The organism is Pseudoalteromonas sp. SG43-3 (assembly GCF_014164385.1).
GTDB lineage: Bacteria > Pseudomonadota > Gammaproteobacteria > Enterobacterales > Alteromonadaceae > Pseudoalteromonas > Pseudoalteromonas distincta.
On sequence record NZ_JACJFC010000016.1, the window covers coordinates 1 to 14,553 of the forward strand.

The window sequence follows — 14,553 nt, forward strand, 5'->3', positions numbered from 1 at the left end:
TAACTAATAACTAATAACTAATAACTAATAACTAATAACTAATACGTAAACTTATTTTTATGAAATATTTGTACGCAAAAAGCGTTCTATTAAGCACGCTTGTACTAATTTTACAGCGTTATTTTAAGGCAATGCAGTAAAAAGCAGTAACTTGTTCATCACCCAATGATTAGGAAGTACAGTGTTTAAGCAATTTAAAAATAAAGTGATGGGTGCGCCAACAGCTATGGCCGGTTTAGCTTTGGGTATTGCTAGTATGGGATGGACATGGGAAAACGTTTTTAATTTAAACTCCCAAGGGCAATTTTTGGGAGCGGTATTAGCTGGCGTATTAGTTTTACTTTTGGCTGCTAAGTTTTTACTACACCCTCATTTATTAAAAGCCGATTTAGCACACCCAGTTGCAGGAAGTGTGATCCCTACATTTGCAATGGCTAATCTTGTTATTTCAAACTCAGTTGGGCAATTTAACCAATTAGCTGGCGACATTATGTGGGTTTTAGCTTTTGTGTTGCATCTAACCTTTTTGGTGAGTTTTTTATACCAGCGAGCAAAAAAGTTTAATTTTGAAGATATGGCGCCTAGCTGGTTTGTGCCACCAGTGGGGATAATTATTGCAGATGTTACTTTTTCGGGAAATCCGACATTAGCGTGGTTAGCTTATAGTGCATTAGTTATTGGTATATCAACGTACGCTATAATGCTGCCAATTATGTTTTATCGTTTTTTATTAGCATTAAAAAGTGACTACGAAATACAGCCAACACTCGCCATTTTAGCAGCACCAGCCAGTTTAACATTAGTGGGGTATTTTCATGTTTTAGCTAATCCGTCACTTGTTATAGTGGGGGCATTATTTATATTAGCGATAATAAAAACACTGATTGTTTATGTGTTATTTATAAAGTTATTAAGCAGACCTTTTACGCCGAGCTACGCTGCTTTTACATTTCCAATGGTTATTGGGGCAACTGCATTATTTAAAATGAAAGACTGGATGCAAAGTATAAACCTCGCAATGCCATATGTAGATACAGTTAATTACTTAGCTACGTTTGAACTTATAGTTGCCACGGCAGTGGTTGGTTATGTAAGTGGTCGGTACTTTTGCCACTTTAAATTATCAAAGCAACAGGTAACGTAAAGTTACTCTTGGATTACCTGTGGCTCATTATTTTCTTGCTCAGCTAGTTTTTCGCGCTCAGCTTTTGACACATAAGAGGGTTTGTTGCTTTTGTGTAGTTTAGCGTTAGTGCGTTTATCTTTTTTTTGAAATTTAGTGACGATTTTTTTACGACGGTTCACAATTAAATACTCTCTTAATTTTAAGTCGCGCATTATACAGTCATCCTCATAAAAGCTGCTATATAAATATTTAACATGAACTCTGGGTAAGAGGTTTACCAGCGTATTGAACTATAGTGATATTTAAATTTATTTTCTCTAGCCAGAGATTTTCAGTGAAAACAAGGCGAACTTACGCGTCAATAGCTGGCCTATTGCAAGTAAGTTCAACGCAGTTAGCGCTGGAAATAGCTGCTTGAGATAGATTTATTATCCAGAGTTCAGGTTATTTACCTTAAGTAATCTGCGCGTTTGGCGTAAAGAGCTATAAGTAAGTAACTCATAGCGTTATAATTACCGCTCTTAGCTATTAATTAAATGGGAATTGTTTTGAAAAAGTTAGCTTTAGCCAGTATTGCTTTATTTGCATTTGGCGCACATGCGCAGTTAAATAAAAATATTGATAGCGTTGCCGATTACGCAGTAAATACCTACCAAAATGCTCAAATACACACACTAACTAACTTAGTGGCTTTTCCGACGGTTAATAAAAGCGACATTAACACTCCTCAAAATCCCGATTTTATTGGCTTTAAAGCACTTTTAAAAATGAAAGCCGCAGAGCTTGGTTTTGACTACCAAGATTTAGGCTACACCGTATTAATTGGTATGGGCGAGCAAAGCGAAAAAGTAACGGTAGTAACCCACGGCGACGTGCAACCTGCTAATGCAAGTAAATGGAAACAAAGCCCTTTTATTATTGATACATCTGAACCGGGTAAATTAGTTGGTCGTGGTACTGAGGACGACAAAGGTGCAATAGCAACAGCGCTTTACGCCATGAAAGCAATTAAAGATAAAGGCATAACCCTTAATAACCGTATTGAGCTTATGATTTACCTTGCTGAGGAGTCTGATTGGGGTCCGCTTACTCAATTTATGAAAACGTATGAACAACCAAAATATGCAGTAACGATTGATGCATCATACCCTGTAGTGGTTGCCGAGAAAGGCTGGAGCTTAATTGCACCTACTTTTAATGCAACATCACCACAAACGGGTTTATATGTAAAGGATGTAACTGGCGGTGCGTTTAGAAGCCAAATTCCAGAAGACGCCAGCTTAGTGCTTCACAATGCAGACGCGGCACTTATTAATACATTAAAAGCAAAAGCTAAAACATTAAATAAAGTTGAATTTAACTTTAGTGAAAAAAGTAATGGTTTAGCAATAAGCGTTAAAGGTATGTCGGCGCATTCATCTGAGCCGGAGTCGGGTATAAATGCTATTGCTTATTTAGCTGAGTTATTTAAAGGTGTGAAGCTTGAAAATAACAGTGACGGCGAGCTAATCGACTTTGTGAATCAGTTAATTGGTTTAGACATTCACGGTAAACAATTTGGCGAAATAGCTTACAAGCACGACTTTATGGGCCCAATGACAGTGGCACCAACCGTTATTGAGCGCGATGGTAATGCGCTAACACTTGCTGTAAATGCACGTCGCCCAATGGGTAAAGACGAAGCTGTATTACAAAAGCAAATTGATGATGCACTCGCTAATTGGCAAGCTACTAACAATGTAACACTTGCTAACATAGAAACAATTATTGGCACACCTATGCTACTTGATGGCGCGCCACATGCGCAAAAGCTGCTTGATATTTTCAAGCATTTTACGGGCGACGAAAAAGCTGACTTTGTATCAATAGGTGGTGGCACTAACGCAAAGCTGTTTGATAATGCTGTATCGTTTGGCCCTTCAATGCCGGGTAAGCGCTACACAGGTCATTCAGAGCATGAATTTATGACACTTGAGCAACTAGAGCTTAATTTGCGTATGTACACAGCGATGATGATAGAGCTGGGTAATATGTAGTTTTAGCATTACTTAGATTCAATAAGATATAAATAATAGGTGTTGGGCATTAATCAGCACCTATGTCCTCAAAATTTACTTCAGGCAAGTTTTCAAAGATTGGTTTGGCAAATAAATACCCTTGCATAAGCTCAACACCTGCGTTCTTTAGCCATGTATATTCTTCTACTGTTTCAATTCCTTCAGCCAGTGCGGTAATGTTTAAGTCGCGAAACATATTTAAGCAATGAGTTACTATTAATTGGCGCTTTTTATCGTTGCTTATATCGCGTATTAGCGCCATATCAAGCTTGATAATATCTGTTTGAAAGTCAGCCAGTAGATTTAAACCAGAATAACCTGCACCAAAGTCATCGGTAGCCGTTTTAAATCCGAGAGACTGGTAGTAATCAATAACGCGTTTAATGTGTGCGGTGTCTTCTATTTTTTCTACTTCAGTAAATTCAAACATAATATTTTGAATTGGAAAGTTATACTTTTTTGCAGCTTCTAGTGTGGTGCGTATACATCGTTCTGGTTTATAAATAGCATTAGGTAAAAAATTAATACTTAGCATTGATGTTATGCCTAACTTTGAAGCTAGTTGAATGGCTTTAATACGGCAAAGCTGATCAAATGCATAGCGGTTGTCTTCATTCACTTTTGAAATAATTGAATAAGCAGACTCGCCATTTAAACCTCTAACCAGCGCTTCATAGCCATAAATAAGATTAGTTTTACAGTTTATAATCGGTTGAAAAGCCATAGAAAAATCAAATTCGAGATCGTTAGCGTCAGCACAGTTACTACACGTCACTTTTTCGCAATCTTTTGATTTTTCGCTCACTTAGCTCATCCTCTTATGCATATTTTTTTAGGTTAGTTGAGATTAGATTCTAACACAAATAGATTAAAGTATTGTTTTTTATGTTTTTATACGTAATAAATAACTATGTAATTAAATGAAAAATAATGACTAATGTCAGATCACTTAGTGACATTTGGCAGGTGTGTACGTTGCTTATTAAAACAATAATAGCAACATACATTACTTGGAGAATATAAATGAGCAACACAATTACAATAGGCAAAAAAATTAAAGCATATTTACTTATTTTAACTTTGCTAAGCGTTATAAATTTACTAACTTCGCCTAGTTATATGTGGGTAGTATGGCCAGCGCTTGGGATGGGAATTGGGCTAGTAGTAAGTGCTTTGAGTAGGAATAAACCTAAAAATAATTCTTCATAATAAAAAAGCCAGGTAAATATTTACTTGGCTTGTTTAGTAAGGGACTGTCTAAATAGTTAAGTCTAAATATTTAAAATGCTGATTGAAGTGTCGCATCTAGTGATATTTCAGTATTTAAGAGCTTGGAAATAGGACAGTTCTTTTTGGTTTGCTCGCATAAGGCTTGGAACTGCTCGTTTTGAATATCATCAATACGCGCTTTTACCTCAAGGGCAATATGCGTCACCGAAAAACCATCATCTACTTCATCAAGGCTTACAGTGGCTTTAGTATCAATTTTATCTGCGGTAAAGCCTGCATCACCTAATGCAAGTGAAAGCGCCATACTAAAACATGCACTGTGCGCTGCACCTACTAATTCTTCAGGGTTTGAGCCCGCCTCATCTTCAAAGCGGGTATTAAAACCATAAGGTTGTTTAATAAGCGCGCCACTTTGAGTTGATATGCTACCTTTGCCTGTTTTAATGTCGCCAGACCATGTTGAACTTGCCGTTTTTTTAATCGTCATCATCTTCTCCTTGCTAGAGTGTAAGCTTTTCAGGTTATCTAAGCGTTATTTACAAAATAAACTTATATAAAGCCTTAAAAGCACTAATTACTGATGATGTTGCAAAATAGGCGCCAGTTAATTGTTACCCCTGTTTATTTCGCTTACAGCGCTCTGAACAGTAAATAACGTTATCCCAGTCGCGCTGCCATTTTTTACGCCACGTAAAAGGTTTATTACAAATAGGGCATATTTTTTGAGGTAAGTTTAGTTTTTTGTGCGCCATGCTTACTTAGCCTTACTGTTATTTTTAGTATCCGTTTTACTTTTTGTTCGAGTAACTTTTTGAGTACCCCCAACGTGCTTTTTAAGAATTTTCCCTATGGCACGTTTAACATCGGCTCGCTCACGGTATTGCCATAAGCGTTCGCGTGCTTCTTTTGAGGCCGCTGTTAAATCAAGCATGGGTTCAGGGTAATCCTCCCCTAACTTAAAGTCGTTAAAGAGTGCTTCCATTGGAGTTTGCTCCCAAGGCTGATGTAAATATTCAATAGGGAGTTTTTCAAGCTCGGGGCACCACTTTTTAATAAACGAACCTGTTGGGTCTTGATCTTCTGATTGCTTAATTGGGTTGTAGTGCCTAATGGTATTAATACCTGTGACCGAGGCTTGCATTTGAATTTGCGGATAATGAATCCCTGGCTCAAAATCTAAAAAGTAATTAGCGAGCGGAAAGCTTGCTTGCTGCCAACTTATATTTAAATGATGCGTTACAAAGCTTACAAGCATGGCGCGCATTCTAAAGTTTATATAACCGGTGGCTTTTAAGCAGCGCATGCAAGCGTCAATAATTGGAATACCTGTTTGACCTTGCGCCCAGCGTTCAATATCGTTTTTCACACGTTCATCATCACGATACGGAAATACGTGATAACCCGGATTAAGAGCTAAAAACTCCATAGAGCACTCGCTTTCAAACTTTTGCATAAAGTGGCAGTGCCAATGCAAGCGCGATACAAACGCTGCTAGTGGGCGTTTCCAACCTCTTTTGTCAGGGTGTTTTGAATGATATTCATCAATGGTCATTTGATACACTTGCCTAAGGCTAATGTTCCCCCATGCTAGATAGGGCGAAAGCCGAGAGCAGTGGGTTTGGCTTAAACTTGGGCTCGATATTCCCTTTTGATAACCTTTACCGCGCTCGGCAAAAAAACTCTGCATTACAGTTCGCGCATGCAGTGGGCCACCTTGTTGAAAGCTGTCGTGATCTTGAGTGTAAGCGCTTGGCAGCTCAGGCGCTTGATAGTTATTAAGGGTAATTGTTTTTATACTCTTCCAATTAGGAACAGCAATAGGTGCTTGCATTGTTTGCTGCCAGCGTTCGTTCCAATTATTACGATTTTTTTTGCCGCGAATTACCGCGCCTGTTTGCGACTCTTGCCAATTAATGTGGTTATGCTGGCACCATGCTTTTATTGCCTTATCGCGCTCAAAGGTGTTGTTTAAGCCTATTTCTTGATGGCTAAAAATATTAACTATTTCAAACTGCGTCTTTATCGACTCAAGTAAATCGTTCATATTTAAATTAAATATATAAACACAGGCGTTAAAACGCGCTAGCTGATTATTTAACTCAACTATCGATTGATACACAAAGCGCCAGTGCCGCTCATTGTAGTGTGCATCTTCGAGCAGTAATGGCTCAAAGTTATAAAGCAACAGGGTCGGTAAGCCATTACTAAATGCATTTTTTAATGGTTGATGATCGCTAAGACGTAAATCACGTTTAAACCACACGATGTTTATTTTTTCTTTCATACTGGCAATATTAAAACCGTGGCATTATAAATAATAGGACAAAACCAATACGTATTAAATGTAAAAGAAGACTAGTGTAAAAACGATTTTGATATAGGCAACTCATGTTAAGGTGATACTAAAATGAGTCGCCAATAAAAGAAGTATTATAAATAGGGAGAATTACCGTGATACTTAAGCAATTTTGGCACTTGCAGTCATGTGAGAGTACACCTATTAAAGCTTCACCAATTGCAACTACTTCCATTATCTTTTCCTAAAACTTGCGGGGGTATCGCTTTGTATGACGATACCCTCAGTTAGGGTAAAATTAAAAACGCTTACCAATAGTAAAGCTAAAGACACGAGATATGACAACGCGCGCATTAAATATAATTGATTGATCTGCTACCGTTTCACCTGAGTGAAACTTCCCTCTGATAAGTTTCCTGAGTTATTTAGGTTTTTAACATCGACACGAAGATTTAAGGGTACTCGCCGAGATATCATGGTATGTAGGTAGGGCATCAAAGGCTCCAAACGTTGCTACTGTTTTGGCTCCGCATTTAGTAGCAAAGTCGATAGCCTTTGAAACGTTAGTAAAGTTATTTGCCCAGTCAGTAAATTCTGTTTTATTACTCACTAGCGAAGATATTTGATATAAAAAACCACCTACAAACGCATCGCCTGCAGCTGTGGTATCCACAACATATGCCTTAGGGCAAGGATAAGTACCACTAAATGAGCTAGATGAAAAAGTAATAGGCTCGCCACCATCGGTCATTAAAACTAAAGCTACGCCACTATCTACCCAACTTCTAATAGTGGTATCAATATGCTCTATTCCATAAAGCGAGATCAGCTCATCTTTACTCGCTTTAATAACATCAACTGTTTTAGCAACATCCTCAATAACAGATTTAGCTGTGAGTGGTTCATCCCAGAAGGCTGAACGAAAGTTAATGTCAAAGCATGTAACCGAGCCTGATTCTTTAAAGTGTTTTAGCGCATGTAAGGTTGTATTTAATACTAAAGGTTTTGCAAAAGAGCCTGAACAAAAACTCACAATTTTAGGTGTTGAAAATAAAGAGGGCTCTAAATCGGTTATTTGTAAATTGTAATGTGCAGCATCTTTATCGTAAAATTCAAATGTACGTTCACCGTTTTCATCCAACGATACGAACGCGAGTGCCGTCTTCCCTTTTTTTGAAAAGCCAACATAAGATGTGTTTACATTATACATTTTGAGTGCATTTATTAAAAAGCGACCAAATTTATCATTGCCTACTTTACCAAGCAAATAACTTGAACCACCAAGCTTTGCTACGGCTACAGCAACATTAGCGGGTGCGCCTCCGGCAAACTGTGTGAAGTCTAGTTCGCTATTTGATGCCTTATTGTGCATGCAGTCATGTGAGAGTATATCTATTAAAGCTTCACCAATTGCAACTACTTCCATTATATTTTCCTAAAAATTGCGAGGGTATCGCTTTGCATGACGATACCCTAGATTAGAGTAAAATTAAAAACGCTTACCAATAGTAAGGCTAAAGGTACGAGGTAAGACAACGCGCGCATTAAATGTAGTTGCTTGACCTGCTACCGTTTCACCTGCGCGAGGATCCCCCTCTGATAAGCCTTCTGAGTTATTTAGGTTTTTAACATCGGCACGAAGGTAATAACCGTCTTCGTTTTCAAGGGATAAACCAAGGTTTAACATGCCATACATAGGCAGTTCTGCTGTGTTGGCGTCGTCGGCATAACGTTTACCGCTCCAAGAGTAGCTACCATGAATAGCTGCCATACCCCACGAAAAATCTTCAAACTGATAGCTACTAGTTAATTGGCCAAAGTGCTTAGGCACACGTACAGGTAAGTTGCCGTTTATATCAATAGAGGCAGAGCTTCCATTAGCATCCAAGTATTGCGCCGCTGGTGTGTTTACAAATTCGGGTGATTGGTACGTTGCAGATACACCAATGCGCCAGTCTTGGGTGATTTGCAGGTTAAATTCGGCTTCTACACCTAAGGTTTCTGTGTTTCTAAAGGCTTGACGTTGCACTACTTGACCATTTTCAACAGTAGGTACATTAAAGAATAAATCATCCGCAGCGGCGAAGTAACCGGTTACAAATGCTGCGACATCACCTTCGTTATATTTAATGCCCACCTCGGCCATTACCGTTGAAGCTGGTTGTGTTTCGCGTCTCTCAGAGTTATTAAATTGATTAATTTCCTCTTGACTAGTTAGGTCGGTAATCGCCATGTATTTATCTACATCAGGCATACGAAAACCATCTGCATATCGAGTGAATACCGCTAAGTCGTCGTTAAATTTGTAGTTAGCTGCAATTGTCCATGCCATTTCGTTGTATTCAACATCAAAGTTTCGGTAAGTCCCATCACCAAAGGGCAGGGTAATATTCCCATTGACGGTATCAGTATCGCTGGCAAAACTGTCAATTGTGTAATTAGCTTGGTTTTGCGCTTCCCCATCTGCTTTGAGGGTTTCGTACCTTAGGCCCAGATTAAACGACACATCTTCAAGCTCGTATTCAAAGTCAGCAAAGGGCGCAAGGGTATTTTCACTATAAACAATATCGGCAAAACCATGTGATCCAGCCTGAATACCTTTGTAAGTACCGCTGGCAATGTCAAGACCTTGTGCATCTGTAAATACAACATCTAAGCGCTGCGGTAGGGGCTCTACTGATTGCAGTGTATTAATTCGATAGTCGGTAACATGGCCATTAATATTAGAGAAGAATAAGCCAAAATTAGCATAAAGAGTCCCTTCGCCTACATCATCAAAGGTGTAGTTGAATCTGGTTTCGTTTTGAAAGTTATCGCCTTCAAAACGTCTATGCCAAAAGCCTGCGTTTATTCCGTATCCATTGGTGTTGTAGGTATTTACGTTGCTTGAATCAGCCAATACAAAGCCGTTTCCTGCATCGCGTATATCGTAACTTAGGTTACCATCAACCATGGCACCTGCAAGGACATCAGTATTTGCAGCATATATAGCTTGTGCTTTACTAGCTAACGATTCGGCGTTACCTACGTTAATGATGCCGGTAAAGGTTGTTAGCATATCGGTATAACGCATTTGATTTGAAAAGACTAAGTTTTCGTTGATTTCAATTTCGGTTGTATTGCCAAAGTAGGTCACATTAGCGTAGTTACCATCTGCAATATCCAAATCAATGTCGCCGCTTGGGGTGTTATTAAGAGTTAATAAACGCGCACCTGCTGAGTTACCGGTGGTGCCATCTCTGATATCCATCCCGCCTGGGATTGTTTTAGCATTGGTGGTTGAGCCTATTAATGGCTGAGGAATAAAAAAGAATGATCTATCGTTTTGTTTATTAAACTCAAAGCGGGTAAAGCCGCTGCCATCTTTAAAAAAGTGCTTAATATTGCCATTAAGCTCACCACCTTGGTTAGCTGTATACCCCGGATCGCGTGCGGAGTCATCCTTGCGATACCAAGCGCCAACAGCATAGGTTGTCTGATCGTCTATTGATCCGCTAACCCAACCTTGTCCACCTAGGCGGTTGTTGCTGTTGGTTTCAAAAAACACATCACCTTGGGTATCATCGGAGCCTTCACGAGAAATAAAATTAATAAACCCAGCTGGCGCGCTACCAACAAAAATTGACGAGGCACCACCACGAATAGCTTCAACGCTGCCAACAAAATTAGACAAACGGGTAAAGCGATCATTTTGAGTAAATAAAATATCTTGATTATAAAACACGGTCATACCATCACGAAGTAGTGCTGTAAACTCTGTTTGCGTTGATAACGGAAAGCCTCGTGGGGCTACGTTGTTACCGGTTTCTCCACCGGTGTCTTCGGCATGAAAACCAGGAATACTTCGCACTAATTCAGCAACACTGTGCGGAGCCAATTGCTCTAACTTTGCTTCGTTAAAGGTAGTTATTGCATTAGTTGATTCGATTTTCTCTTTTGGCCGAGATGTTCCCGTTACAATGATGCGCTCAAACCCTAAATCACTTTTTGCTACTTGTTGCTCTTGTGACAAGACGCTAGGGGATATGGATAGACCTACAGCGACTGCAATTAGAGTCATTTTTGCTGATACTTTCATTTTTCTGTTCTCTCTTTGTTGTGTGTGTATACAAATTTGCGGTTTTATTAATCAAACATGTCAGTGTTATCAAATTTGTAAATAGAATGTAGAGAACTTAAAATAATAAATCAACTATTATTACTTATTATTTTTTGTACAGCTTTTTGATTGTTTAAGTGAATTTTTTACCTCTGATAAAAAATAAATAAGCAGCCAACGTTACCGATGGCTGCTTTTTAACTTTAAAGTATATTAGTGGTGTGAAAGGCTTGCGTGATCTTGAGAAAAGTTGATAAGTAACGGAAGGTTAGCGCAGCCTACTGATTGAGCCTTGGCGCCAATAGAGCCACTTTGTACTTCACAGCGATTAATACCGCGATGATCAGCCTGGCTCAATTTTAACTTTGTTGCCAAAACTATTTTTTCTCTGACATTGATAGGAATGGCGCCATCAATGACAATTGCCTCAAAATCAAAAATAGCTAAAGAACACAATGCCGCGTAGGCGAGGCCATCTGCAACTTGGTCTATCCACTTATCGAGTACGGGGCCTAAGTCTCCCCAATACTCTTTTGAACTCCATAGTATGTCAGTATTGTAGCCATCACCTTTGAGCATTTTTTCGAGAATATACAGTGATGATTGCATAATAAGTTGTTGGGAGGTTAGTTGTCCTTCACTATTAAGCATAGGCCTAGGTAATGAACCTATAGCGCCGGCATTACCTTTTTTACCAGTAAATAAGGTTTCGTTTATAACAACTCCACCACCAATAAAAGTACCAATAAAAATATATAAAAAATCGCTAAAACGAGCAGGATTACCAAAGCTTAATTCAGCTGAACAAGCAGCGGTATCATCATTACATACATACACGGGAAGATGTACAATTTGATTTATTTTTTCTTTAAAATCAAAAGACTTCCATTCATTCAATACTGTTTTTGGAGCGCCGGCTTCTTCTGTCCAGTTCCAAATTTCGTAAGGGGTTGCAACACCCACACCTAAGATACGCTTGGCTAATTCGTCACTTAAGCTCATTTTAAGTACGCTGATCCCTTTCTCTAAAAAGGTTAGCAAGCTCTGTACTGTGGGGTAAGCGCAGTTTTCGTGCAAAGTTGCGCGTATATTTCCTACTAAGTCAATCAAGGTTAAATCAAAACTGCGACGACCTACTTTTAAGCCAATTCCAAATGCACCATCTGGATTTAACGCAAATGGGATGGTTGGTTGGCCAACCTTACCACGCTGAGGGTCTTTCCGTATTAATAACGATTCGGCTTCTAAACTATTGATAATTACTGTGACGGCCTGTGCTGAAAGCCCTGTTTTTTGTGCAATTTCAGCTTTTGGAGCACTACCGTGTTGGCGAATTAATGACATAATTCGGCGTTCATTATGAGCACGCAGGCCAGATTGGCTTCGGCCTTCTTGTAAAGAGAGTCGAGGGTTTTTAGATTTGATAATTATTCCTACCTAGTTGTTATTATCTTGAATAACCTGATTAATTGTACACCGAGTGTGTGTAATTGGCGACTATATTAGCTTTATTGCCGGGTTCATTTCTTATTATTAAATTTACGACAGAGTATAAATAAGTCACCGGAGGTCAATAAATAACTATAGTTGATTTATTGGCGGAATGATATTTAACTGGTTAAATGCTTTACTTAACATTAACAACTGAGACACGGCAATGACCACACACACACACACACAAACACCTCTTGTCTCCAAGGAGATGGTGGTTCCCTTTATTTTACTTGTTCTGTGCTTTGCTGCATGGGGAGCTGCGGCAAACATGACTGATCCGCTAGTAAAAGTGTTTAGTAAAATTTTTACTATGTCGTCAGTGCAGTCTGCATTGGTACAATTTAGCTACTATGGAGCTTACTTTTGCCTAGCTATTCCGGCGGCATATATCAATAAACGCTTTTCGTATAAAACAGGTGTGTTAACCGGTTTAGGGATGGCTGCAATCGGAGCATTTTTGTTTTATCCCGCCAGCCAAGCAATGACTTATGGTTTTTTTTTAGTGGCTTTGTTTGTGTTAGCTGGAGGCTTATCTATTTTAGAGACATCAGCAAACCCTTATGTAATGGGAATGGGCACCCAACAAGGTGCAACTCGCAGGTTGAATTTGGCGCAATCATTTAACCCTGTCGGTACTAACATTGGTGTTTTTTTAGCCGCTACCCTTATTTTACCGAAGCTCAATACCGCAACCTCTGGTGAGCGCACAAATATGAATAGTGAGCAATTAACTAGCATTATAAGCGCAGAACTTGATGCAGTTATGGTGCCTTATGTTGGTATGGCTTGTGTGTTGGTTTTTATTTGGTTGGCAATTGCGTTTACTAAAACACCTAATTTTTGTAAGCAAAAAAAAGTCTCTAAGCATGTAGAATTTAGTGCAACGTTTAAGCGCTTGTTTAAAAATACCCATTACCGCTTTGGTGTTATCGCCCAGTTTTTTAATGTTGCGGCGCAAACTTGTGTATGGACATTTACCATCCAGTACGTAATGGAGGCACTCGATACAAATGAAGTTACTGGGGGAAGTATTTTACAATACAGTATGATCACCTTTTTAGTTTCTCGATTTGTAATGACCTGGCTTATGGGATTTATTCGTCCTGCCAAACTGTTAATGGCAACCTCTATTATTGCAATGCTGCTGTGTTTTTATATGGTGAAAATGCCAAATATAAGTGGCGTATGGGCGCTGGTAAGTATATCGGCTTGCTTGTCGTTAATGTTTCCAACTATTTACGCGATTTCACTACATGGGTTAGGCGATGATGCAAAACTAGGTGCTGCTGGTTTAGTAATGGCTATTTTAGGTGGAGCGATAGTTCCTGTATTCCAAGCTGTGTTTATTGATACATACAGTGTCGCGTTTTCTTATGTTGTGCCTGCGGGGTGTTTTATTATTGTTGCAGCTTATGCTGCATTTGATTTAAAAACAAAAGTCAGAGTATTCAATAATGTAGCGCCTTGCTAAATGGATTGAAAACCGAGCCTGAAGGCTCGGTTTTACTTTTTAACTTTTCTCATTTGTAAATCTTCTTTAACCCCAACCTTCATCGGATTAAGATATTAGGCATGTTGATATTCTTATTTAGTTGAAAAAATATGTTTTTAGATCTCACCGAAAATACCAACCAAAATGTTTACTCTTACTTAGTAGGCGGTATCAGCCCACGGCCTATCGCATGGATAAGTACATTAAATAGCGAAGGTAGTGCAAATATTGCGCCTTATTCATTTTTTACTGTGGCTAGTTGCAAGCCAGCTGTTTTAAGTGTTACGCAAGTAAACCCTAGTGATAAAACGAATAAAGATACGCTTAGTAATCTAATGGCAACTAAAGAATGTGTGGTTAATATTGTCAGCCAAGAGCTAGTTGAAAAAATGAACCAAAGTTGTGCAAATTATCCTAGTGATATAAGCGAGTTTGATGCAGCTAACATTGCCCAAGCTCCAAGTAAGTTAGTTAACGCGCCAAGCGTTGCCGATTCAAAAGTACGGTTTGAATGTAAGTTACGCGAAGTTATTAGTATTTCAAATGAGCCTGGCGGTGGAAAAATGATGTTGCTGGATGTAGTGGGTATTTGTATAGACGATGAAGTGATGAGTGGTGGCTATATTGACCCTGAATTATTAAATGCAGTGGGCAAAATGGGCGGCGATTACTTTAGTACAACCAAAGATAAGTTTTTACTTAAAAGGCCACAGTTGTGAAATAATCGTTTACTTAGGAGTACAATAATAAAAGGATTTA

General features: G+C 38.9%; 13 protein-coding genes. 5 read left to right on the forward strand and 8 right to left on the reverse strand.

All coding sequences use genetic code 11. The annotated features are described in order from the left end of the window. Nucleotides 1-181 precede the first annotated feature (181 nt). Complete coding sequence (locus H5157_RS14585) at nt 182-1,144, forward strand: TDT family transporter (RefSeq protein WP_182724966.1); 963 nt, start codon at nt 182-184, stop codon at nt 1,142-1,144. Nucleotides 1,145-1,146: 2 nt separating this feature from the next. Here the strand turns inward: H5157_RS14585 and H5157_RS14590 are convergent, their stop codons facing one another. Further along, nucleotides 1,147-1,338: a DUF2986 domain-containing protein gene (locus H5157_RS14590; RefSeq protein WP_182693613.1), complete on the reverse strand. Its 192-nt coding sequence runs from the start codon at nt 1,336-1,338 to the stop codon at nt 1,147-1,149. 336 nt (nt 1,339-1,674) lie between these two features. On the opposite strand from H5157_RS14590, the gene H5157_RS14595 reads away from it, so the two are divergent. Beyond that, a complete protein-coding gene (locus H5157_RS14595; protein WP_182724967.1) occupies nt 1,675-3,162 on the forward strand; it encodes a dipeptidase in 1,488 nt (495 codons plus the stop codon). Nucleotides 3,163-3,211: 49 nt separating this feature from the next. On the opposite strand, the gene H5157_RS14600 is transcribed toward H5157_RS14595, so the two are convergent. Then, on the reverse strand, nt 3,212-3,988 hold the full coding sequence (locus H5157_RS14600; RefSeq protein WP_076925120.1) for an EAL domain-containing protein: 777 nt from the start codon (nt 3,986-3,988) through the stop codon (nt 3,212-3,214). A gap of 218 nt (nt 3,989-4,206) precedes the next feature. Between H5157_RS14600 and H5157_RS14605 the strand changes: the two genes are divergently transcribed. Next, nucleotides 4,207-4,392 (forward strand): 2TM domain-containing protein, encoded by a 186-nt coding sequence (locus tag H5157_RS14605; RefSeq protein WP_182724968.1) that lies wholly within the window; start codon nt 4,207-4,209, stop codon nt 4,390-4,392. Nucleotides 4,393-4,462: 70 nt separating this feature from the next. Here H5157_RS14605 and H5157_RS14610 read toward each other — a convergent pair whose 3' ends face one another. The 6 genes from H5157_RS14610 to H5157_RS14635 form a co-directional block, all read right to left on the reverse strand. Continuing rightward, nucleotides 4,463-4,900 (reverse strand): OsmC family protein, encoded by a 438-nt coding sequence (locus tag H5157_RS14610; RefSeq protein WP_182724969.1) that lies wholly within the window; start codon nt 4,898-4,900, stop codon nt 4,463-4,465. A 124-nt stretch (nt 4,901-5,024) separates the two neighbouring features. After that, entirely contained in the window at nt 5,025-5,165 is a 141-nt protein-coding gene (locus tag H5157_RS14615) for a DUF2256 domain-containing protein (RefSeq protein ID WP_002958154.1), read from the reverse strand. A 2-nt stretch (nt 5,166-5,167) separates the two neighbouring features. Beyond that, nucleotides 5,168-6,697: a cryptochrome/deoxyribodipyrimidine photo-lyase family protein gene (locus tag H5157_RS14620; protein WP_182724970.1), complete on the reverse strand. Its 1,530-nt coding sequence runs from the start codon at nt 6,695-6,697 to the stop codon at nt 5,168-5,170. A 445-nt stretch (nt 6,698-7,142) separates the two neighbouring features. Beyond that, complete coding sequence (locus H5157_RS14625) at nt 7,143-8,135, reverse strand: carbohydrate kinase (RefSeq protein ID WP_182724971.1); 993 nt, start codon at nt 8,133-8,135, stop codon at nt 7,143-7,145. A gap of 63 nt (nt 8,136-8,198) precedes the next feature. Next, nucleotides 8,199-10,787 carry a TonB-dependent receptor gene (locus tag H5157_RS14630; RefSeq protein ID WP_182724972.1) on the reverse strand — a complete coding sequence of 863 codons (2,589 nt, stop codon included), beginning with the start codon at nt 10,785-10,787 and terminating at the stop codon, nt 8,199-8,201. Nucleotides 10,788-11,021: 234 nt separating this feature from the next. Then, nucleotides 11,022-12,239: an ROK family transcriptional regulator gene (locus H5157_RS14635; protein WP_100218334.1), complete on the reverse strand. Its 1,218-nt coding sequence runs from the start codon at nt 12,237-12,239 to the stop codon at nt 11,022-11,024. A 226-nt stretch (nt 12,240-12,465) separates the two neighbouring features. Between H5157_RS14635 and fucP the strand changes: the two genes are divergently transcribed. Together fucP and H5157_RS14645 are read left to right on the forward strand one after the other, a co-directional pair. Further along, nucleotides 12,466-13,773, forward strand: coding sequence for an L-fucose:H+ symporter permease (fucP, locus tag H5157_RS14640; RefSeq protein ID WP_029753314.1), 1,308 nt, complete (start codon nt 12,466-12,468; stop codon nt 13,771-13,773). A 131-nt stretch (nt 13,774-13,904) separates the two neighbouring features. Continuing rightward, nucleotides 13,905-14,513 carry a flavin reductase family protein gene (locus tag H5157_RS14645; RefSeq protein WP_024597030.1) on the forward strand — a complete coding sequence of 203 codons (609 nt, stop codon included), beginning with the start codon at nt 13,905-13,907 and terminating at the stop codon, nt 14,511-14,513. Nucleotides 14,514-14,553 lie beyond the last annotated feature (40 nt).